The sequence below is a fragment of the Microbacterium sp. SORGH_AS_0862 genome (assembly GCF_030818795.1).
Taxonomy (GTDB): domain Bacteria; phylum Actinomycetota; class Actinomycetes; order Actinomycetales; family Microbacteriaceae; genus Microbacterium.
Map to the genome: position 1 here is coordinate 74,575 of NZ_JAUTAY010000001.1, position 20,619 is coordinate 95,193.

At 69.0% G+C, this 20,619-nt stretch carries 19 protein-coding genes and 2 pseudogenes; 12 read left to right on the forward strand and 9 right to left on the reverse strand.

The genetic code is table 11. From position 1 onward, the window contains the following. Positions 1-74: 74 nt before the first annotated feature. Positions 75-332 carry a 50S ribosomal protein L27 gene (gene rpmA / locus QE377_RS00365; protein ID WP_137416800.1) on the reverse strand — a complete coding sequence of 86 codons (258 nt, stop codon included), beginning with the start codon at positions 330-332 and terminating at the stop codon, positions 75-77. Between the two features lie 20 nt (positions 333-352). Beyond that, positions 353-661 carry a 50S ribosomal protein L21 gene (rplU, locus tag QE377_RS00370; protein ID WP_137416799.1) on the reverse strand — a complete coding sequence of 103 codons (309 nt, stop codon included), beginning with the start codon at positions 659-661 and terminating at the stop codon, positions 353-355. 231 nt (positions 662-892) lie between these two features. Here rplU and QE377_RS00375 point away from each other — a divergent pair, with 231 nt between their 5' ends. After that, positions 893-1,165, forward strand: a complete 273-nt coding sequence (locus QE377_RS00375; RefSeq protein ID WP_307318554.1) for a DUF4031 domain-containing protein — start codon at positions 893-895, stop codon at positions 1,163-1,165. Positions 1,166-1,173: 8 nt separating this feature from the next. Here the strand turns inward: QE377_RS00375 and QE377_RS00380 are convergent, their stop codons facing one another. After that, on the reverse strand, positions 1,174-3,609 hold the full coding sequence (locus QE377_RS00380; protein ID WP_373459503.1) for an Rne/Rng family ribonuclease: 2,436 nt from the start codon (positions 3,607-3,609) through the stop codon (positions 1,174-1,176). 280 nt (positions 3,610-3,889) lie between these two features. On the opposite strand from QE377_RS00380, the gene QE377_RS00385 reads away from it, so the two are divergent. The 6 genes from QE377_RS00385 (at position 3,890) to QE377_RS00410 (ending at position 7,648) form a co-directional block, all read left to right on the forward strand. Continuing rightward, entirely contained in the window at positions 3,890-4,492 is a 603-nt protein-coding gene (locus QE377_RS00385; RefSeq protein ID WP_307318558.1) for a vitamin K epoxide reductase family protein, read from the forward strand. A 78-nt stretch (positions 4,493-4,570) separates the two neighbouring features. Next, positions 4,571-4,969, forward strand: coding sequence for a YbaB/EbfC family nucleoid-associated protein (locus QE377_RS00390; RefSeq protein ID WP_307318561.1), 399 nt, complete (start codon positions 4,571-4,573; stop codon positions 4,967-4,969). A gap of 4 nt (positions 4,970-4,973) precedes the next feature. Then, the gene (locus QE377_RS00395) at positions 4,974-5,273 is read left to right on the forward strand and encodes a WXG100 family type VII secretion target (protein WP_307318564.1); all 300 of its coding nucleotides are present in this window, start codon (positions 4,974-4,976) and stop codon (positions 5,271-5,273) included. After that, positions 5,270-5,593, forward strand: coding sequence for a hypothetical protein (locus QE377_RS00400; RefSeq protein WP_307318567.1), 324 nt, complete (start codon positions 5,270-5,272; stop codon positions 5,591-5,593). Before QE377_RS00395 ends, QE377_RS00400 begins: the two co-directional genes overlap by 4 nt. Continuing rightward, positions 5,590-7,146, forward strand: a complete 1,557-nt coding sequence (locus tag QE377_RS00405; RefSeq protein WP_307318570.1) for a hypothetical protein — start codon at positions 5,590-5,592, stop codon at positions 7,144-7,146. Before QE377_RS00400 ends, QE377_RS00405 begins: the two co-directional genes overlap by 4 nt. Positions 7,147-7,195: 49 nt before the next feature. After that, complete coding sequence (locus tag QE377_RS00410; RefSeq protein ID WP_307318573.1) at positions 7,196-7,648, forward strand: hypothetical protein; 453 nt, start codon at positions 7,196-7,198, stop codon at positions 7,646-7,648. Positions 7,649-7,709: 61 nt separating this feature from the next. On the opposite strand, the gene ndk is transcribed toward QE377_RS00410, so the two are convergent. From ndk to ileS, 4 genes are read right to left on the reverse strand one after another with little or no spacing between them, the layout of a single operon-like run. Next, on the reverse strand, positions 7,710-8,126 hold the full coding sequence (gene ndk / locus QE377_RS00415; RefSeq protein ID WP_137416791.1) for a nucleoside-diphosphate kinase: 417 nt from the start codon (positions 8,124-8,126) through the stop codon (positions 7,710-7,712). A gap of 6 nt (positions 8,127-8,132) precedes the next feature. After that, positions 8,133-8,540 (reverse strand): DUF4233 domain-containing protein, encoded by a 408-nt coding sequence (locus QE377_RS00420; protein WP_137416790.1) that lies wholly within the window; start codon positions 8,538-8,540, stop codon positions 8,133-8,135. Further along, entirely contained in the window at positions 8,537-9,901 is a 1,365-nt protein-coding gene (locus tag QE377_RS00425; protein ID WP_307318579.1) for a folylpolyglutamate synthase/dihydrofolate synthase family protein, read from the reverse strand. Before QE377_RS00425 ends, QE377_RS00420 begins: the two co-directional genes overlap by 4 nt. Beyond that, positions 9,898-13,284, reverse strand: coding sequence for an isoleucine--tRNA ligase (ileS, locus tag QE377_RS00430; RefSeq protein WP_307325798.1), 3,387 nt, complete (start codon positions 13,282-13,284; stop codon positions 9,898-9,900). Before ileS ends, QE377_RS00425 begins: the two co-directional genes overlap by 4 nt. Positions 13,285-13,525: 241 nt before the next feature. Here ileS and QE377_RS00435 point away from each other — a divergent pair, with 241 nt between their 5' ends. After that, positions 13,526-14,050 (forward strand): GNAT family N-acetyltransferase, encoded by a 525-nt coding sequence (locus QE377_RS00435; RefSeq protein ID WP_307318584.1) that lies wholly within the window; start codon positions 13,526-13,528, stop codon positions 14,048-14,050. On the opposite strand, the gene QE377_RS00440 is transcribed toward QE377_RS00435, so the two are convergent. After that, positions 14,047-14,508: a MarR family winged helix-turn-helix transcriptional regulator gene (locus QE377_RS00440; RefSeq protein WP_307318587.1), complete on the reverse strand. Its 462-nt coding sequence runs from the start codon at positions 14,506-14,508 to the stop codon at positions 14,047-14,049. The two genes, QE377_RS00435 and QE377_RS00440, sit on opposite strands and share 4 nt — an antisense overlap. A gap of 57 nt (positions 14,509-14,565) precedes the next feature. Here QE377_RS00440 and QE377_RS00445 point away from each other — a divergent pair, with 57 nt between their 5' ends. The 4 genes and pseudogenes from QE377_RS00445 to QE377_RS00460 all read left to right on the forward strand — a co-directional run bounded on the left by QE377_RS00445 (position 14,566) and on the right by QE377_RS00460 (position 20,025). Next, a complete protein-coding gene (locus QE377_RS00445; RefSeq protein WP_307318591.1) occupies positions 14,566-14,934 on the forward strand; it encodes a VOC family protein in 369 nt (122 codons plus the stop codon). Positions 14,935-15,105: 171 nt separating this feature from the next. Then, positions 15,106-17,692, forward strand: a pseudogene (valS, locus tag QE377_RS00450) (valine--tRNA ligase). Between the two features lies 1 nt (position 17,693). Then, entirely contained in the window at positions 17,694-17,945 is a 252-nt protein-coding gene (locus QE377_RS00455; protein ID WP_137416784.1) for a hypothetical protein, read from the forward strand. A gap of 42 nt (positions 17,946-17,987) precedes the next feature. Then, positions 17,988-20,025, forward strand: a pseudogene (locus QE377_RS00460) (M3 family metallopeptidase). A gap of 4 nt (positions 20,026-20,029) precedes the next feature. Here QE377_RS00460 and QE377_RS00465 read toward each other — a convergent pair. Continuing rightward, positions 20,030-20,602 carry a hypothetical protein gene (locus tag QE377_RS00465; RefSeq protein ID WP_307318595.1) on the reverse strand — a complete coding sequence of 191 codons (573 nt, stop codon included), beginning with the start codon at positions 20,600-20,602 and terminating at the stop codon, positions 20,030-20,032. Positions 20,603-20,619 lie beyond the last annotated feature (17 nt).

The window sequence follows — 20,619 nt, forward strand, 5'->3', positions numbered from 1 at the left end:
GTGCGCCCTCCTGGATATGAAGCGAGGGGCGGGCCGAAGCCCGCCCCTCGCCGACGTCTGCGTGTGACGGCGGATTACTCCGCGGCGCCCACGATGTTGACGACCTTGCGGCCGCCCTTGGTGCCGAACTGCACGGCGCCGGCCGACAGTGCGAACAGCGTGTCGTCGCCACCGCGGCCGACATTGGCGCCGGGGTGGAAGTGCGTGCCGCGCTGGCGGACGATGATCTCGCCCGCGTTGACGACCTGGCCGCCGAAGCGCTTCACGCCGAGGCGCTGTGCGTTCGAGTCACGACCGTTACGAGTCGAGCTCGCGCCCTTTTTGTGTGCCATTTCTTCGCCTCTTCCTGGACTTACTTGATGCCGGTGACCTTGACGCGCGTGAGGTCCTGACGGTGGCCCTGGCGCTTCTTGTAACCGGTCTTGTTCTTGAACTTCTGGATCACGATCTTCGGGCCGCGCTCCTCACCGAGGACCTCGGCGGTGACCGTCACCTTGGCGAGCTTCGCCGCGTCGGTCGTGACCGCGTCGCCGTCGACGAGCAGGACGGCCGGCAGCTCGAGGGTCTCGCCGATCTTCGCCTGCTGGCGGTCGAGGACGACGATCGTGCCGACCTCGACCTTTTCCTGCCGGCCGCCGGCGCGCACAACTGCGTAAACCACTTCACACCTGTTTCGTCTTGGGAGCGCTCGGCTCCGATTGTCTGGAGGGACTCCGCCAGGGGCGGAGAAGTCCGGTGATGCATCGACTCGCACATCGTCAAGCCGGGTGCCCAGCGATAGGGCGACGCACCAAAGGAAGAGTTTACCCGATCGAGGGCCGAGGTGGCAAAAGGAGCCGGAGCGCGTGTCGCGCGCGCCCGCACGTGTTCTGCGGCACCCTACGATCATCGGATGGCGATCCTCATCGACGACCCTCGTTGGCCCGCACACGGTCGCCTGTGGTCGCACCTGATCAGCGACACCGACCTCGATGAGCTCCACGCGTTCGCCGCTGCCAACGGCATCCCTCGGCGCGGCTTCGACCTCGACCATTACGACGTGCCCGACGACGCGCATGAGCGCCTCGTGTCCGCGGGGGCGCACGCCGTCGACGGGCACACGCTCGTTCGAGCGTTGATCGCCTCGGGGCTGCGCGTCACCGTCCGCGAACGACGCGGACGGTGACGCCGGGCTCACTCCCCGTCGGGAACGTGGACGACCGGCGTGCCGGTCAGCGCCGCCGTCGTCACGCGACGACGTCCGCGCCCCTGTCCCGGGGCCTTCGGCTCGGGTAGCGCGTCCAGGACGGAATCGAGCAGCAGCTCCTTCTCCGACTTGGGCTTCGCCTCGTGGCGCGGCTTCTTGCGCTTGGCGCGAGGACGCTCCTCCACCTGCTCGACGACCTCGACCGTTGCGACCGAGACCTCGACGTCCGAGACGATCGCGTCCTCGGAACCGGGGTGGATCGTGGATGCGGCGATCTGAGCCAGCGCCGACTTCACGCCTGCGGTGATGACGTGCGCCTGGCCCGCCGGGGCCTGCGGCGGCGTGTTCTGCCGCGAGCGTCGTCCGTTGCCGTTGTTGCCGGCGCCGTTGGCATTCCCGTTCCCGTTCCCGTTGCCCGCACCTCCGCGGTGCTTCACGACGGGGTCGTGGTGGACGATGACGCCGCGCCCGGCGCAGACTTCGCAGGCCTCGCTGAAGGTCTCGAGCAGACCGAGACCCAGCTTCTTGCGGGTCATCTGCACGAGCCCGAGAGAGGTGACCTCGGCGACCTGGTGCTTCGTGCGGTCGCGACTCAGACACTCGATGAGACGGCGCAGCACGAGGTCGCGGTTGGACTCCAGCACCATGTCGATGAAGTCGACGACGATGATGCCGCCGATGTCGCGCAAGCGCAGCTGGCGGACGATCTCCTCCGCGGCCTCGAGGTTGTTCTTGGTGACTGTCTCCTCGAGGTTTCCGCCGGAGCCGACGAACTTACCGGTGTTGACGTCGACGACCGTCATGGCCTCGGTGCGGTCGATCACGAGCGAACCGCCCGAGGGCAGCCAGACCTTGCGGTCGAGCGCCTTCTCGATCTGCTCCGTGACGCGGAAGTCGTCGAACGGGTCTCCCCCGCCCTCGTACCGCTCGACGCGCTCCAGGAGGTCGGGGGCGACGGCCTCGAGGTAACCCTCGATGGTGTGCTGCGCCTCCTCGCCCTGGATGAGCATCTTCGTGAAGTCCTCGTTGAACACGTCGCGGACGATCTTCACGAGCAGGTCGGGCTCGGAGTGCAGCAGCGCGGGCGCTTGCACGGACTCGTTCTGACGGCTGATGTGCTCCCACTGCGCGGTGAGGCGCTGCACGTCGCGCGTCAGCTGCTCTTCGGTCGCTCCTTCGGCCGCGGTGCGGACGATGACACCGGCCGACTCCGGCAGGACTTCCTTGAGGATGCGCTTCAGGCGCGCGCGCTCGGTGTCGGGCAGCTTGCGGGAGATCCCGTTCATCGCACCTCCGGGGACATACACGAGGTACCGGCCCGGAAGCGAGATCTGGCTCGTGAGGCGAGCGCCCTTGTGCCCGACGGGGTCCTTCGTGACCTGCACGAGGACCTTGTCGCCGCTCTTGAGCGCCAGCTCGATGCGTCGCGGCTGGTTGCCGGTCTCCACCGCATCCCAGTCGACCTCGCCCGAGTAGAGCACGGCGTTGCGCCCGCGACCGATGTCGACGAAGGCGGCTTCCATGCTCGGAAGCACGTTCTGCACGCGACCGAGGTACACGTTGCCGATGAGCGACGCGTCCTGGTTGCGGGCCACGTAGTGCTCGACGAGCACGTTGTCCTCGAGCACGGCGATCTGGATGCGGCCGTTCTTCGAGCGGACGACCATCACGCGGTCGACGGCCTCGCGGCGCGCGAGGAACTCCGCCTCCGTGACCACGGGGCGGCGGCGTCCGGCATCACGACCGTCGCGGCGGCGCTGCTTCTTGGCCTCGAGACGGGTCGAGCCCTTGATGCGCTGAGGCTCGGTGATGACCTCCACGGCCCGCTGACGCGGTGCGCGGGCGGATTCCCCGCTGTCGCCACCGTCGCGCTCGGAGCCACGTCGGCGACCGCGACGACGGGTCGATGAGGACGGTGCGTCCTCGTCCTCCGGTTCGGGAAGGGCGGGCAGTGCCACGATCTCGGGAGCGTAGAAATGCAGCTGGGTGGAAACGGCCGACACGAAGACCTCGGGAAGGAGTCCGAGCGAGACCGCCGTGACGGGGCCGGGCTTCTGCTCGGGCTCCTCGGGCTTCTGTTCGGCGATCGCGGCGGGCTCCTCGACAGCGGCGACCTCATCGGATGCGGGCTCCGCCGCAGTCGGGTCATCCGTCGCCGACTCGACGGGCGTCTCGTCAGCGGACGGGGCCTCGTCAGCGGATGTCTCCGGCACCTCGGCGGCCTGTTCGACCACGGGCTCGGCCACAGCGTCGGCGTCGGCGTCATGCACCGGCGTAGGGTCTTCGGGCACGTCGGCTGTCTGCGAGACATCGCCGAGCGCGGGCTCCTCTGCCGCGGGTGCGGACTCGTCCACGGGGAACGTCAGCTGCTCGTCGCCCTGCTCATTGCGATCATCGGACTGGTTTGCGTCATCGGCCTTCACCGGCGTACTCCTCACCGGGGCGACACCGCGCGTCGCCCGGCAAAATCTCGTGCGGCGCCGCACCAGCGGTGCCGTCGGCTCATTCGGTCTGCAGCCGGCACACGGCACGGGCTGCGCGGGCGGTCATTGCCCGAAGTCTGCGTCGATGACCCGCGCAGCGCGGCCGCGCAGAGCATCGACAGCCATTATCGCACTTCCGGCGCCGATCTGCGTCAGGCGCGATGCCCGGCCCGTCGTCACCCTCAGCGCGTGCATGAGAACGCGGTGCCATAATCCGAACATGTCCGACTCCCAGGCACCCGCACGCCCGATCGCTCTGGCCGTCTGGCTCATCATCGCCGGAGTCGTCGGCTGGATCGCAGCGTTCTCGCTCACGATCGAGCGCTTCCACCTTCTCGCCGACCCGAACGCCACGGCATCCTGCGATTTCAGCGTCCTCGTCCAGTGCACAGCCAACCTGCAGTCGTGGCAGGGCAGCGTGTTCGGATTCCCCAACCCGATTCTGGGCCTGACCGGCTGGGTCGCGCCCGTCGTGGTCGGCGCGGCCCTTCTCGCGGGCGCACGCTTCAACCGCTGGTTCTGGCTGACGTTCTGGGCCGGCATGGCCTTCGCTTTCGCCTTCGTGTGCTGGCTGATCGCGCAGAGCATCTTCTCCCTCGGAACCCTGTGCCCGTGGTGCATGGTCACCTGGTCCGTGACGATCCCCTCCTTCTTCGCGGTGACGCTGCACGTGCTGCGCAACGGCTCCGTCCCCGTCAGCGCGCGGGTTCGTGACGTCGCCGGGTCCCTCGCGGCCTGGGTACCGCTGATGGCGGTCGTCGCATTCGCGGTCATCGCGGTGCTGGCGGAAACCCGGTTGCACGTGCTCGCGACGCTTGTCTGATCGGAACGCTGTCCACAAGGGTTCCCGACGAACTTCTCCGGATCGCTAGGGTGATGGCGAGTCAGGGGAGGGAACTCGATGTCACTGGAAGCAGACAGCCTGGCCGCACTCGAAGCGGCGCGGATGCGAGTGATCGCACAGACTGAAAGGGCGCGCACCGCGGCCCACGATGCGGCCCGCATGGCCGACGACGTCCGTGACGCGCGGGCGAGCATCAACTCCGTCGGGCGCGAGGTCACCGTCACGGCCCGCGCCGGTGGGGCCGTCGAACAGATCGACATCGCAGCCGCAGCGTTCGACCTGGACGCCAGAACGCTGTCACGACTCGTGACCGACACCGTACGCGAGGCGCAGCGCGCCGCCGCCGACGCCGCCCTGGCGCGCATGGCGGACTCGCTGGGGGCGGACTCCCCCCTCCTCGCACAGACGCGCGAGCAGGTGCAGGCTCAGTTCGGCGCCGGCACGGATCTGCGGTGACACGATGCTGGATCAGCTGACCGTCACCCCCATCCGCCTCGCGGACGCGGCCACCAACATCCGGACCGCGGCCCAGGCGATCGACGACATCCTGGAACGGCTCGATGACGAGGCGAAGACGCTTCGCGCCGAATGGTCAGGCGAGGCGCAGATCGCCTTCGACGCGTCGCGCCTGCGTTTCTCTGACGCACTCGAGAGCCGAACGGAGGCGGTGCGCAAGATCTGCGCCGCGCTCTCGGCGCTCGCAGACGGCTACTCGCAGATCGACCTCGAGAGCGCGCGGGCGCTGGGAGCGACATCGTGAGCGGGGCGGCGAACCAGCGCATCGTCCTCGACGGCGAGATCCTCAAGTCGCAGGTGACCACCCTTCGCGAGGCATCGAGCACGTTCTCCACGGTGTCCGGCGCGGTCGACGCGCCGCTGTCCGGCGACGCGTTCGGCCTGCTGAGCCAGGGCATCCTCGTGCCCGCCGTGCAGGCGCTCGCCGGCCGTTCCCGCGAGCTGCTGAACAGCGCTCGGGAACTCACCGACAAGATGGCCGACGGCGCTGAGACGGCACTGAAGGCCTTCTCAGCGCTCGAGGAGGACGCCGTCGACGCATTCAACAAGGGAGACGAGTCGTGAGCGGCGCCGCAGCGATCGCGGGAGAGATCCGCAGCGGCAGCTGGGCGGGCGGCGTTCCCGCATCCGGCCCCGGAGGCGACGCGTGCGCGCAGATCCCCGGCTTCGCGGGACTCCTGCTGCAGTACGTCCAGCCGCTGAGGGAGCTGTTCGACCAGCTCTTGGGCAATTCCGCCGAGGTCGCCGGCTTCGCCGCGACGTGGGAGGACTCCGCCAACGAGCTCGCGCAGCTCGCCCCGCAGTTCACGAGCGCGCGGAACGCGCTGGCCGAGTTGGACGGCCGGACCGTGCGTGCGCTCCGTGAGCGATACGAGGATCTCTCCGTCATCGCCACCGACGCGGCCGAGTGGACCTCGGCGACGGCCGGCGCCCTCCGACTCGCCGCCCGCATCGTCGATGCCACCCGCTCCTTCGTCTGCGATCTTCTCGTGCGCCTGTCGCGTTTCGCCGACGAGCTCTTCTCCTTCACGCTGAACCCCTTCGAGGCGGCCGACCGGATCAAGAACTTCGCAGAGTCGGCGTACGAACTGGTCCAGGCGGGATCCCGCCTGGTCAACGACCTGCTCGAGGCACTCTTCGCGCTGGCGTCGCTCATTCAGCGTCTGATGCCGCTCGTCGCAGAGGCACTCGCCGAACTGCAGGAGATCATCGCGCAGATGCTGCCGGCCATCGGCGGCACGATCGGCTCCGTGCTGGGGACGGCGTTCGGCCCCCTCGGTCCCCTCGCCGGCAGCCTGGTCGGCTCGATTCTGGGCGGCGCCGGCGAGAACTTCCTCCAGAAGGACGCCGACGTCGAGGAGCTCGATCCGGCGAACATGACGGAGGAGCAGCGCAAAGCCTGGGAGGAGGCGCAGGGGGTCAGGAGCCTGGACTCCCTGTCCGATCTCGTGTCGGTAAACGGGACCACCGACCGCATGGGCGGCGAGGATGCATCCGTCATCGACATCAAGCGCGTGGTGGGCCCGGACGGCAAGGAGCACTGGGTCGTCTCATTGCCCTCCACGCAGGACTGGCAGCTGATGGGAGACACGGGCGCGCTCAACGATCGCGACTCGAATGTCGCACTGATGATGGACAATCCGGCGTTCAAGACCGTCTACGAGCGAGCTGTGCTGGAAGCGATGAAGGACGCGGGCGTCTCCCCCGGAGACGACGTCGTGCTCACCGGATTCAGCCAGGGCGGCATCATGGCGGCCAACCTCGCCTCGGACCCGACCTTCCCGTACAACACGGTGGGCGTCGTGACCAACGGTTCTCCGATCGACACGTTCAACATTCCGCCGAACATCCCCGTCTACGCGTTCCAGCACGCCAACGACGCGGTGCCGATGCTCGACGGCAACGTCTCCGGTGCGACGGGGACGAACGTGAACCGCGTGATCCTGCCCCCGATGAGCAACCCGATCGAGGCGCACAACAACGACAACTACACCAACTCCGTGGCCGCGTGGGAGGCGCAGTACCGGGAGATCTACGGCACCGCGCCTCCGGGACTCGACCTGCTCACGGGAGAGGTGGTCGAGCACAGCATGTTCACCGCGTCGGAGGGTCGATGATCCTGTTCACCGTCGCCGTCCGGTCGGACGGCACTGAGAGGGGGGCGCCATGCGCTCGAGGTTTCTCCGCCGCCTGACGGCGGCCATGGCCGCGGTCGTCGCTGTTCCGGCGGCTCTCACGGGATGCTTCGCGGCACCGCCGCCCGATTCTTCGTACGAGCAGAAGATTCCGGCGGCGCTGGAGTCCGCAGACCTCGGCCTCTCCGACGTGTGGGCGAGTCGGAGCACCGACGGCTTCGCGGTCGTGCTCAATGTCGGCGGGACGTCCTCGCGCGACGATGTGTCGCCGGACGACCTGCGGGAGATGCTCGAGATCATCCGAGCCAACAACACGCTCGGCGGGGACAAGCTCGACTTCTCCTTGCGCAACGCGGACGACAGTGCCTTCGTGGACCTGGACGGTCCCGCACAGTCCCTCGGGGCGCCGGCGCGTGTGAGCGCGAGCGACGGCCCCCTGGGAATCGTGCTGGACTGGGACAAGGTGAACAGCATCATCGGCTGAGTCCTGCTCACGACGAAGCCCGCCCTCGCTCGAGGGGCGGGCTTCGTCGTGGAGGTGATGGTCAGCCGAACCAGATACCGAGCTCGCGCGCGGCGGACTCGGGACTGTCGCTACCGTGCACCAGGTTCTGCTGCACCTTGAGACCCCAGTCGCGGCCGAAGTCGCCACGGATCGTACCGGGAGCGGCGGTCGTGGGATCGGTGGTTCCGGCGAGGGAGCGGAACCCCTCGATGACTCGGTCTCCGGCGAGGCGGATCGCCACGGACGGGCCGGACATCATGAACTCGACGAGGGGCTCGTAGAACGGCTTGCCCTCGTGTTCGGCGTAGTGCTGCTCGAGGCGCTCCCGGTCGGGCTCGACCAGGCGCAGGTCGACGAGCGCGTAGCCCTTCGCCTCGATACGCGCGAGGATCGCGCCGGTGAGCCCGCGGGCCACACCGTCCGGCTTGACGAGGACGAGGGTTTCTTCGATGGCCATGGTGGGTCAGTCTCCGTTCGCAGTCGCGGATGCGGCGGCCAGACGCGCGTTGCGGCGGTCCAGCGATGCTCCTTTGATCGTCGCATACGCCCACATGCCACCGAAAATGAACGCGACGAGCAGAATGGCGGGCTCGAGGATCGCCGACGCGGCGAGGAGCACCTGCAGCGCCCATCCCAGCGCGATCCCCCATCGCCAGCGCACGACGCCGCTCGCGGCGATCATCACGACGGCGAAGACAGAGCCCACGACGATCGCCCACCACGGCTCGACACCGTCCGGGGTCGACTTCAGGCCGTAGATCACGAGCCACGCGAGAAAGACGACGATCGTCTCGAAACCGAGCACGACCTGCGCGAGGGACTCCTGCGCACCGCGCTGGCGCCGCACCCGCGGCGGACGCTTGCCGCTCACGCCGACCACCCGTCCTTCCACGCCTCCGCCTCCGCGAGAGCGAGCGCCTCTCCCGCCAGCACGACGGAGCCGGCGATGACCACGGCACGTCGATCGGATGCGGCGGCCCACTCCCGGGCGGCCTCGGCCGCATCCGCGAGGTCGGCATGGACGGTCACACGCAGGCCCTGCGCCTCGACGAGGTCCGCGATCGTGTCGGCGTCGTTCGCCCGCTCGGAGTCGGGCGCGGTGGCGAACACGTGCGCCGCGACGGGGGCGAGGGCCGCGACGATGCCCTCCGCGTCCTTGTCGCCGAGGACACCGAGCACGACGCCCCACTCGTCGAAGTCGAACGATCCGCGCAGTGCCTCGACGAGCGCCGTGGCCCCGTGCGGGTTGTGCGCCGCATCGACGACGACCGTCGGATGCGCGCCCACCAGCTGGAGGCGTCCGGGCGAGGTCGCCTGGCCGAGGCCGTCGGTCACGACGTCGGGGGCGAGCGGCTGGGAGCCCGCACCGACGAGGGATTCGACGGCGGCGATCGCCAGGGCGGCGTTGCGACCCTGGTGCTCTCCGTAGAGCGGCAGATACAGCTCCGCGTACTCGCCGGCCAGACCCTGCACGTCCAGGAGCTGGCCCCCGACGGCAAGGCGATAGGATCGCAGCGCGAAATCGGTTCCTTCGACCGCGATCGTCGCTCCCCGAGCGGCGGCGGCCTCGCGCAGTACGCGGTCGACCTCCGGCTCCTGCGCGGCCGAGACGACCGCGGCATCCTGCTTGATGATCCCGGCCTTCACGCGGGCGATCTTCTCGATCGTGTCACCGAGGCGGTCGGCGTGGTCCATCCCGACGGGGGCGATGACCGCGACGTCGCCGTCGGCGGTGTTCGTCGAGTCCCACTCGCCGCCCATGCCCACCTCGATGACGGCCACGTCGACGGGCGCATCGGAGAACGCCACGAATGCCAGCACCGTCAGCACCTCGAAGAAGGTGAGCCGGGCACCGCCCTCGGCGACGAGCTCTGCGTCCACCAGCTCGATGAAGGGGAGGATCTCCTCCCACGCTTCGACGACCGCGGCGTCCGCGATCGGTTCGCCGTCGACCATGATGCGCTCGGTGAAACGCTCCAGGTGCGGGCTCGTGAACAGCCCGGTACGCAGACCCATGGTCCGCAGCAGGCTCTCGATCAGCCGACTCGTGGACGTCTTCCCGTTCGTGCCCGTCACGTGGACGACACGGTACGTGCGCTGCGGATCGTCCAGCAGTTCGAGCACGCGGCGCGTGCGCTCGATGCGCGGCTGCACCCACTGCTCGCCCTGCCGCTCCAGCAGCGCCGCGTAGACCGCATCTGCGCGGTTGCGCTCGCCCTCGGTTCCGCTCATCGTGCGACCTCCACTCGTGCGACGCCCACCGTGAACGCACCCGCGTTCGCGTACGCCCCCGCGGTGAACTCCCCCGTGTGCTCGACACCATCGCCGTCAACCGCTCGTCGGACGCGTTCCACGCCGTCTGCGCCCGTCACCAGCACCTGAAGCGCCAGCGTCTCCCCCGCCACGTCCGCCGCATCGAAAGCCGACGCGACGGCGTCGGCATCGGCCGCATCCGCGAACGTGAGGACGAGCCGGATGCGGTCGCTGACCTCGAAGCCGGCGGCCTTGCGCGTGTCCTGCACGGCGCGGATGACGTCGCGCGCCAGACCTTCGGCCTCGAGTGCGGGGGTCGTCGCGGTCGCGAGCAGCACGAAGCCGCCGCCGCCGAGGACGGCGAGTGCCTCGCCCTCCGGGCGCCCGCTGGTCTCGAAGACGAGGTCGTACTCCGCGGGCTCGAGCGCGATGCCGCCCGCCGTCACGACGCCGTCGCGCTCGGACCAGTCACCGTCCTTCGCGGAGCGGATGACCTGCTGCACGAGCTTTCCGAGTCGAGGCCCCGCGGCGCGCGCGTTCACCGTGAGGCGGTGCGTGATGCCGTATTCCGTCGCGGTGTGCTCGCCGAGATCGACCAGTTCGATCGCCTTCACGTTGAGTTCGTCGCGCAGGATGTCGTCGAACTGTCCGAGCGCGCCGGCGTGCGGCACGACGACGGTCAGCAGCGGCAGCGGCAGCCGCACGCGCTTGCCCTCGCGCTTGCGCAGGGCGTTGGCGACCGAGGAGACCTCACGCACCGCATCCATCGCCTCGCGGATGTCGGCGGCGTCGGCGAAGGCGGAGGCGTCCGGCCAGTCGGTCAGGTGCACGCTGCGACCACCTGTGAGCCCCTGCCAGACGCGCTCGGCCACGAGCGGGATGAGCGGTGCCGCGACCCGTGTCAGCGTCTCGAGCACCGTGTAGAGCGTGTCGAAGGCCTCCGTCGAGCGGGCGTCGTCGCCGACACCGACCCAGAAGCGGTCGCGAGAGCGACGGATGTACCAGTTCGTGAGCACCTCGGCGAAGTCGCGCAGGCGCGCGGCCGCCGTCGTCGAGTCGAGCACCTCGAGATCCGCCGCCACATCACGCACGAGGTCGCCGGTGAGGGCGAGGATGTAGCGGTCCAGGACATCGGTCGAGTCCGTCCGCCATCGCGCCTCGTACCCGGAACCGTCGGGCCCGCCAGCCGCATTGGCGTACGTCGCGAAGAAGTACCAGGTGTTCCACAGCGGCAGCAGGAACTCGCGGACTCCCGCTCGGATGCCCTCCTCGGTCACCACGAGGTTGCCGCCGCGCAGCACCGAACTCGACATGAGGAACCACCGCATGGCGTCGGAGCCGTCGCGGTCGAAGACCTCGCTGACGTCCGGGTAGTTGCGCAGCGACTTCGACATCTTCTGCCCGTCGCTGCCGAGGACGATGCCGTGGCAGGAGACACCGGTGAAGGCCGGTCGGTCGAAGAGCGCGCCCGAGAGCACGTGCATGACGTAGAACCAGCCGCGCGTCTGCCCGATGTACTCGACGATGAAGTCGGCGGGTGCGTGGGTGTCGAACCACTCGCGGTTCTCGAACGGGTAGTGCACCTGGGCGTAGGGCATGGAGCCCGAATCGAACCAGACGTCGAAGACGTCCTCGATCCGCCGCATGGTCGAGACACCCGTGGGGTCGTCCGGGTTGGGCCGGGTCAACTCGTCGATGTAGGGGCGGTGCAGGTCGACATTGCCCTCGGGGTCGCGGGGCAGGCGGCCGAAGTCGCGCTCGAGCTCCTCGAACGAGCCGTACACGTCGACGCGCGGGTAGGCGGGGTCGTCGCTCTTCCACACCGGGATGGGCGACCCCCAGTAGCGGTTGCGGCTGATCGACCAGTCGCGCGCACCCTCGACCCACTTGCCGAACTGGCCGTGCTTCACGTTCTCGGGTGCCCATGTGATCTGCTCGTTGAGCTCGACCAGGCGCTCCTTGATGTCGGTGACCCGCACGAACCAGCTGGAGACGGCCTTGTAGATCAGGGGGTTCCGGCAACGCCAGCAGTGCGGGTAGGAGTGCTCGTAGCTGGCCTCGCGCAGCAGACGCCCCTCCTGGCGCAGCAGACGGATGAGGGGACGATTCGCGTCGAGCCACAGTTCGCCGGCGACGTCGGCGACCTGCGGCAGGAACCGTCCGCCGTCGTCGAGGCTGACGATGGTCGGCAGACCTGCCGCATCCGCGAGGCGCTTGTCGTCCTCACCGTATGCCGGCGCCTGGTGGACGATGCCGGTGCCGTCGGTGGTCGTGACGTAGTCGTCGACCAGGATGCGCCAGGCATCCTGGGTGCCCCACGTCCCGGCGTCCGCGTAGTAGTCGAACAGGCGGTCGTAGGACACACCCGACAGCTCCGCGCCGAGGATCCGGCGCTCCACGGCGTCGCGCGCCGCATCCGGCGAGTCGTAGCCGAGATCCTTCGCGTGGGCGCCGACGAGGTCCGCGGCGAGCAGATAGCGGTGCGCGCTGGTCTCGAGAGCGTCGTCGGGCGTTCCGTCGGGCGCCCGGTGGACGTCGGCGGCGCCCGCGGGACCGGCAGGCAGCACGGCGTACTCGATGGCAGGACCGACCGCGAGCGCGAGGTTGGTGGGAAGCGTCCACGGCGTCGTCGTCCACGCGAGGGCGCGCACACCGGTGAGCCCCAAGGCTTCGGCCTTCGCGCCGACGAGTGGGAACGTGACCGTGACGGAGGGATCCTGGCGCATCTTGTAGACGTCGTCGTCCATGCGCAGCTCGTGGCTCGACAGCGGCGTCTCGTCGCGCCAGCAGTACGGCAGCACCCGGTACCCCTCGTACGCGAGACCCTTGTCCCACAGGCTCTTGAAAGCCCAGAGGACGGACTCCATGTATCCGGTGTCGAGCGTCTTGTACCCGCGCTCGAAGTCCACCCATCGCGCCTGACGGGTGACGTAGTCCTGCCACTCGTGCGTGTACGCCAGCACGGATTCGCGGGCCTTCGCGTTGAAGGTCGCGACTCCCATCCGCTCGATCTCGTCCTTCTCGGTGATACCGAGCTGTTTCATCGCCTCCAGCTCCGCCGGGAGTCCGTGGGTGTCCCAGCCGAAGACGCGATCGACCTTCTTGCCCCGCATGGTCTGGAAGCGCGGGAAGAGGTCCTTGGCGTACCCCGTGAGCAGGTGACCGTAGTGCGGCAGACCGTTGGCGAACGGGGGGCCGTCGTAGAAGACCCACTCGTCGGCGCCCTCGCGCTGAGCGATGGATGCACGGAAGGTGTCGTCGGCGGACCAGAAATCGAGCACCTCGCGCTCGATCTCGGGGAAGCGCGGGCTCGGCGTGACGTCGGCAGCGGGCCCGAAGGCCGAGGAACGGGGGTAGGTCATCGTCATCTCGCAGGGGTCGAAGAACTCTTCCTGCCGGGACGGCCGTAGCCGCGGTACCACCCTGCTTGTCGGAGAAACGACCCCGACCACTTTCACTGCGGCGATGACGGGCCTGCCCCGCTCGGGTCTACTGGGCGCGAACGCCGTTCTTCCGAGAGCTCCCCGGTGATGGCCGGATCCGTGCTTGTGCCTGCGATTCTAGCGCGCCGCGAGGCGGATACAGGTCGACGAAGATGGATGCATGCGGATCGCGACCGACCGGCTGACGCTGCGCCCGATGACCGAGGATGATCTTCCTGCCCTGCGGGCGATCCTGAGCGATGAGATCGCCATGACCGCTTATGAGGGCGCCTTCGACGAGGACGAGATCCGCGCGTGGCTCACCGGGCAGCTGCGCCGCTATGTGGAGGACGGCTTCGGCCTTTGGGCGGTCACGCACGCCGGCGAAATGATCGGCCAGGCGGGCATCACCCGGCAGCGGATCGAAGCCGACGAGGTCCACGAGGTGGGCTATCTCTTCCGCCGCGACCAGTGGCATCGAGGCTTCGCTGTGGAAGCCGCATCCGCCTGCCGCGACTGGGCGTTCGACGAGCTCGGGGTCGACGCCGTGTGGGCGAAGGTCCGGAGCACGAACATCGCGTCCATGAACGTCGCCATCCGGCTCGGGATGCGGGTGCGCCGCGCCTTCACCACGCACTACCGAGGGGTGGACATGCCTCACCTGGGCTTTTCGATCGATCGCGCCGAGGCGCGTCGCCTCGCCTAGGCAGACCTCCCGGGAGCCGCCTGCAACGAGCGCACCATGCTGGTCAGGGCGACGAACGCGGCGGACTGTTCGGTGTCGGTCAGTCCCGACAGCATCCGAGCCTCGATCGAACGCACCGCCGCGCTGGCCTCGTCGAGGCGTCGCCGCCCCAACGGGGTCAGCCGCGTGGGAAGCGCTTTGCCGACGGCGGCATCCGCGGGGCGGACGACCTCGCCGTCGCGCTCGAGCGCCTGCAGCAGCACGTTCATGGACTGTCGCGTCACGAACGTGCCCCGGGCAAGCTCCGAGTTGGTCGAGCCGGGCCGCTGCGCGAGCAGCTCCAAGCACGAATAGTGCGTGATCGTCATGCCGAGCGGCCGGAGGACATCCTCCATCGCGACGCGCAGCGCGCTCGCCGCCTGCTTGACGAGGTAGCCGAGCGACGTGTCGAGATCGATCTGCGCCCCGGGTTGACTCATGTCAGTATTCTGACATAGATTGCATGTCAGTTATCTGACATCTATCGAGGAGCCCCCATGCCCGTCACCGGCCCCGACTTCATCTCCCTCCAGGTACGCGATCTCGATGCATCGCAGGCCTTCTACGAAACCCACCTCGGACTCGTGCGCTCCCCCGCCGGCCCCCCGCATGCTGTCGTGTTCGCGACGACCCCCATCGCGTTTGCGCTCCGGGACCTCCTTCCCGAGACCGACCTCTCCGGCGTCGATCAGCCGGGCATCGGCACGGCCGTCTGGCTGCACGCGACCGGCGTCCAGGAGATCCACGACAGTCTGGTCGCCGCAGGACACACCATCGTCTCGCCGCCCGTCGAGGATCCGTTCGGACTGACCTTCACGTTTGCCGACCCGGACGGATACCGGATCACCCTCCACGATCGCGCCTGATCCGCGCCACCGCGGCGGCTCGCTTTCAGCGGGCAGGCATCCTGAGGCGGTGCTCCCCCGCCGACGTGCCGCGTCCCCGTCTCGGATGCGGCACGTCGGCACCCCGGTAGACTTGCCCCACCGCACACTCAGGCACGCTCACACGGTGCCGCACATATCGAGGAGACACCCATGGCCATTCCCGACAAGCCCGCACTCGAGGGCCTCGAAGCCAAGTGGGACCAGGCCTGGTCCACCCAGGGCACGTATCTCTTCGACAGGGAGGCCGCGAAGACCTCCGGCCGCGGCGGCGTCTTCTCGGTGGACACGCCTCCGCCGACCGCATCCGGCTCCCTGCACATCGGTCACGTGTTCAGCTACACGCACACCGACGTGAAGGTGCGCTTCGAGCGGATGCGCGGCAAGACCGTCTTCTACCCCATGGGATGGGACGACAACGGGCTGCCGACCGAGCGGCGCGTGCAGAACTACTACGGCGTGCGCTGCGACACCTCCCCTTGCGTACGACCCCGACTTCACCCCGCCGTTCCGCGGTGACGCGAAGAGCCTGAAGCCGGCCGATCAGGTGCCGATCAGCCGCCGCAACTTCATCGACCTGTGCGACGAGCTGACCCTCGAAGACGAGAAGGCCTTCGAGGCCGTGTTCCGCCAGCTCGGTCTCTCCGTCGACTGGACCCAGACCTACCGCACGATCTCGGACGAGACCATCCGCACGAGCCAGCTGGCGTTCCTCCGCAACCTCGAGCGCGGCGAGGCGTATCAGGCTCTCGCGCCCACGCTGTGGGACATCGATTTCCGCTCCGCCATCGCGCAGGCCGAGTTGGAGGACCGCGAACAGCAGGCGTCCTATCATCGCCTCGCCTTCCACAAGACCGACGGCTCGGGCGACATCCACATCGAGACCACCCGCCCCGAGCTGCTCGCGGCGTGCGTCGCCCTGGTGGCCAACCCCAACGACGAGCGGTACCAGCCGTACTTCGGCCAGACGGTGCGCACGCCCGTGTTCGGCGTCGAGGTGCCCGTGCTCGCCCACCCGCTGGCGCAGCAGGACAAGGGATCGGGCATCGCGATGGTCTGCACCTTCGGCGACGTCACCGACATCATCTGGTGGCGGGAGCTGGATCTGCCCAACCGCACGATCCTCGGCAAGGACGGCCGCATCCTCCCCGACGCACCTGCCGCCCTCGACACGGATGCGGCGAAGGCCGCGTACGCGGAGCTGGCGGGGCTCACCGTCTTCAGCGCCAAGAAGAAGATGGTCGAGCTTCTGGAGGCCTCCGGCGAACTCCTCGAGGTCTCGAAGCCCTTCAACCACCCGGTGAAGTTCTACGAGAAGGGCGACCGCGCCCTCGAGATCGTCTCGACGCGTCAGTGGTACCTGCGCAACGGTGCGCGCGACGAGGCCTTCCGCGAGAAGCTTCTCGCGCTCGGAGCGGGCATGCGGTGGCATCCCGACTTCATGCGCGTGCGCTACGAGAACTGGACCAACGGGCTCACCGGCGACTGGCTCATCAGCCGCCAGCGCTTCTTCGGCGTCCCGATCCCGGTGTGGTATCCGCTGGACGAGAACGGCGAGCGGGTCGAGGGCGGCGTCATCACGGCCGACGTCGCCGCACTTCCCGTCGACCCGACGACCGACACCGCACCCGGTTACGACGAGTCGCAGCGCGGCGTCCCGGGCGGCTTCGAAGGCGAGAAGGACATCTTCGACACGTGGGCGACCTCCTCGCTCACCCCGCAGCTGGCCGGTGGCTGGCAGCGCGACGAAGAGCTGTGGGACCTCGTCGCACCGTTCGACCTGCGCCCGCAGGGCCAGGACATCATCCGCACCTGGCTGTTCTCCACGATGGTGCGCTCCGCCCTCGAGGACGACCGCGCGCCGTGGACGGATGCGGCCATCAGCGGCTTCATCGTCGACCCCGACCGCAAGAAGATGTCGAAGTCGAAGGGCAACGTCGTCACGCCTGCCGACATCCTGGATCAGCACGGCACCGACGCGGTGCGCTACTGGGCGGCGTCGAGCCGGCTCGGCGCGGACGCCGCGTTCGACCCGCAGAACCCCACCCAGGTGAAGATCGGCCGGCGCCTGGCGATCAAGGTGCTCAACGCGGCGAAGTTCGTGCTGTCGTTCCCCGTTCCCGAGGGCGCCCGGGTCACCCATGCGCTGGATGCGGCGATGCTCGCCACGCTCGACCGTGTCGTGCGCGACGCGACGATGGCGTTCGAGGCGTACGACCACGCGCGGGCTCTGGAAATCACGGAGTCGTTCTTCTGGACCTTCTGCGACGACTACCTCGAACTCGTCAAGGAGCGCGCCTACGACCAGGGCGACGTGGGTCAGGCATCGGCGGCGCTGGCGCTGCGCACGGCTCTGTCGACGCTGCTGCGCCTCCTCGCCCCCGTGCTCTCCTTCGCGACGGAGGAAGCCTGGTCGTGGTTCGAGGAGGGCTCCGTGCACACCGCGCCGTGGCCCGAGCCGCTCACCGCGGACGACGGGGATGCCGAGGCCGGCGACCGTGCCGTCCTCACCGCGGCCAGTTCCGCACTCATCGCCATCCGACGGGCCAAGACCGAGGCGAAGGCTTCCCAGAAGACCCCGATCGCGCGTCTGACCCTCGGGGCACCATCGGCCATCGCCGCCGCCCTAGCGAGCGCCGAAGGTGATCTCAAGGCCGTGGGCCGGATCGCGGATCTCGCTATCGTCGAGGCCGAGACGGTTCAGGTCGTCGACATCGAGTTCGCCCCGCAGGAGGTCTGACATGCAGCTCGGCACACGTTGGAGCGCCAGGACGGAGCCGCCGGCCTCGGTTCCCGCCTCGCTCCGGGAGCAGATCGCCGCCGTCGAGTCCGCCATCACCGAGTCGCAGTGGTCGTCGCAGCCGACGCCGCGCTGGACGCTGACCTGGCTCGAGGGCCGGCCGGTCGCGGAGCTCGACACGGGCGTCATCGTGTCGCTCGATGCCGACGGTACCGCGGTCGTCCGCCACGACGTCGACGACGAGTTCGCCTGAGCGCGCCTCGGCCCTGATCGCCGGCGCCGATAGTCTGAGCGGATGGCGTCCGTCAATCCGCTGCTCTCCCCGTCCACTCTTCCCTACGCGCTTCCGGACTACGCCGCGATCGAGCCCGAGCACTACCTGCCCGCGTTCGACGAGGCGTTTCGTCAGCATCGTGCGGAGGTCGAGCGGGTCGCGTCCGAGACGGCGCCTCCGACGTTCGAGAACACGCTCGTCGCCCTCGAGCGTGCGGGAGACATGCTCGACCGTGTGAGTCGGACCTTCTTCACCGTGTCGTCGGCGGATGCCACCCCGGCCGTCCAGGCGATCGAGGAAGAGCTCGCGCCGCTCCTGTCCGCTCATGGCGACGCGATCCGACTCGACGAGCGGCTCTACGCGCGGGTGAGCGCACTTCACGAGGCGCGTGACTCCCTGGATCTGGATGCGGAGTCGCTGCGGCTGCTGACGCGCACCTTCCGCGAGCTCACCCTTGCCGGCGCCGGCCTCTCCCCCGACGACAAGCGGCGTCTCGTCGAGATCAACACGCGGCTGTCGACGCTGACCACCACGTTCGAGAAGCACCTGCTCTCCGACACAAACGAGCTCGCGGTGCACGTGAGCGACGAGCGGGAGCTGGATGGGCTCGCGGCAGGCGAACGGTCCGCCGCAGCCAGAGCGGCCGAGCAGCGCGGTTTGGACGGCTGGTTGATCACGCTCCCGCTGTTCACGGGCCACCCGTGGCTGGCGTCGCTCGCCGACCGCCCGCTGCGCGAGCGCATCATGAATGCCTCGCGCGCCCGGGGTGGGCGCGGCGGCGACAACGACAACAGTGCGACGGTGCGCGAGATCGTGCGCCTGCGGGCGGAGCGTGCGGCGCTTCTCGGCTTCCCGACGCATGCGGCCGCGGTCACCGCCGATCAGACCGCCGGTTCTCCCGAAGCCGTCGCCGCACTGTTGCGCCGCCTGGCAGAACCCGCATCCCGCAACGCCGCTGCGGAAGAAGGCGGAACGCGCACAGGTCTCCAGTATCACGGACGTGGCGGCGCACGATTGGGCCTACGCCACCGAGCAGGTGCGCGCGACGCAGCTGGATATCGATACGGCAGGACTGCGCCCCTGGTTCGAGGCCGAGCGCGTCCTGCGCGACGGCGTCTTCGCGGCCGCCACCGCGCTCTACGGCATCACCTTCACCGAGCGACACGACCTCGTGGCCTACCATCCCGACGCTCGCGTGTTCGAGGTCTTCGAAGAGGACGGCGCGGGTCTGGGGCTCTACATCCTCGATCTCTACACGCGCGATACGAAGCGCGGCGGCGCGTGGATGAACTCCATCGTGACACCGTCCGAGCTGCGCCTGTCAGCGCCCGTCGTGGTGAACAACCTCAATGTGTCGGACCCCGGTGAGGGACAGCCGACCCTGCTGACCCTCGACGAGGTGACCACGCTCTTCCACGAGTTCGGCCATGCGCTTCACGGGCTGTTCGCCCGCACGCGATACCCGCACTTCGCAGGAACGGCCGTCTTCCGCGACTTCGTCGAGTTCCCGAGCCAGGTCAACGAGATGTGGATGCTCGCACCTGGCGTCGTCGAGAACTACGCCCGCCACATCGAAACCGACGAGCCGCTGCCCTCGGATGTGATCGAACGACTGAACGCATCCGGAACGTTCGATCAGGGGTTCGCGACCAGCGAATACCTCGCCGCCGCCTGGCTCGACCTCGCGTGGCACTCGATGAGCGTCGAGGACGCGTCTGCCGAGATCGACGTCGTGGAGTTCGAGAGACGCGCGCTCGAAGACATCGGGCTCACGGAGCCCGCGGTACCGCCGCGCTACTCGACGACCTACTTCGCCCACATCTTCTCCGGCGGTTACAGCGCCGGCTATTACTCCTACATCTGGAGCGAGGTGATCGACGCCGACACCGTCGAGTGGTTCGGCGAGAACGGCGGCCTGGATCGGGCCGCAGGCGAGCGGTTCCGCCGCCGGTTGCTCGGGGTCGGCGGCGCGAAGGACCCGCTCGAGGCGTACCGCGACTTCCGCGGCCGGGATGCGGCCATCGAGCCGCTGCTGCGACGCCGCGGCCTCGACGCCTGAGGCGTCAGCGCCAGTCCAGAAGCTCACGCACGACCTTCTGGGATGCGGGCGAGTCGTCGTTCTCGATCCGCCAGAACTTCTCGCGCGAGACGAGAACGCCGTCGGCACGGAAGCGTTCCTCGAGTCCGTCCCACACACGACGCAGCAGGGGCGCCGCGTCGTTGCTGTCGGACGCCCCCCGCACGGATACGTGGGAAGCGATCACGAGCTCCGCACCCGCTCGGCGAGGCCGGGCGCATGCCACGACCAGCGTGGGCGTGGCGGGGCGTCGGAAGGGAACGAGCAACTCGAGTCCCGTGTCCGCCAAGAGCCAGGTGAGCACACCGCGCTTCCGCGAGGTCTCCACATCCCCGAGGTACAGGTCGTGCGCGATCCACTCGGAACCGGACTGCGCCACACGCTCCCCGAACCCGCCGTCTCCGGCGGCGAAGCCCTGCGCCACGAGGTCGCACCGCGCCACCTCGAGCGCGGACGCGGCATCCGTCTCTATCAGGAACCGCGCGGCGCGACCGGGCACACCATTCCAGCGCAGGGGGCCGACCCGGGCGTCCCGGCCGTGACCGGAGACGCCGTTCACCGCCGACCCAGACCGCG

Excerpts from the sequence above, each read along its gene's own strand:
- QE377_RS00440 (WP_307318587.1), bottom strand. The coding sequence starts at position 14,508 with ATGAGTCAACCCGGGGCGCAGATCGATCTCGACACGTCGCTCGGCTAC.
- QE377_RS00395 (WP_307318564.1), top strand. The coding sequence starts at position 4,974 with ATGCTGGATCAGCTGACCGTCACCCCCATCCGCCTCGCGGACGCGGCC.
- QE377_RS00385 (WP_307318558.1), top strand. The coding sequence starts at position 3,890 with ATGTCCGACTCCCAGGCACCCGCACGCCCGATCGCTCTGGCCGTCTGG.
- QE377_RS00410 (WP_307318573.1), top strand. The coding sequence starts at position 7,196 with ATGCGCTCGAGGTTTCTCCGCCGCCTGACGGCGGCCATGGCCGCGGTC.
- QE377_RS00445 (WP_307318591.1), top strand. The coding sequence starts at position 14,566 with ATGCCCGTCACCGGCCCCGACTTCATCTCCCTCCAGGTACGCGATCTC.
- rpmA (WP_137416800.1), bottom strand. The coding sequence starts at position 332 with ATGGCACACAAAAAGGGCGCGAGCTCGACTCGTAACGGTCGTGACTCG.
- QE377_RS00425 (WP_307318579.1), bottom strand. The coding sequence starts at position 9,901 with ATGAGCGGAACCGAGGGCGAGCGCAACCGCGCAGATGCGGTCTACGCG.
- QE377_RS00435 (WP_307318584.1), top strand. The coding sequence starts at position 13,526 with ATGCGGATCGCGACCGACCGGCTGACGCTGCGCCCGATGACCGAGGAT.
- ndk (WP_137416791.1), bottom strand. The coding sequence starts at position 8,126 with ATGGCCATCGAAGAAACCCTCGTCCTCGTCAAGCCGGACGGTGTGGCC.
- QE377_RS00375 (WP_307318554.1), top strand. The coding sequence starts at position 893 with ATGGCGATCCTCATCGACGACCCTCGTTGGCCCGCACACGGTCGCCTG.
- ileS (WP_307325798.1), bottom strand. The coding sequence starts at position 13,284 with ATGACCTACCCCCGTTCCTCGGCCTTCGGGCCCGCTGCCGACGTCACG.
- QE377_RS00390 (WP_307318561.1), top strand. The coding sequence starts at position 4,571 with ATGTCACTGGAAGCAGACAGCCTGGCCGCACTCGAAGCGGCGCGGATG.
- QE377_RS00455 (WP_137416784.1), top strand. The coding sequence starts at position 17,694 with ATGCAGCTCGGCACACGTTGGAGCGCCAGGACGGAGCCGCCGGCCTCG.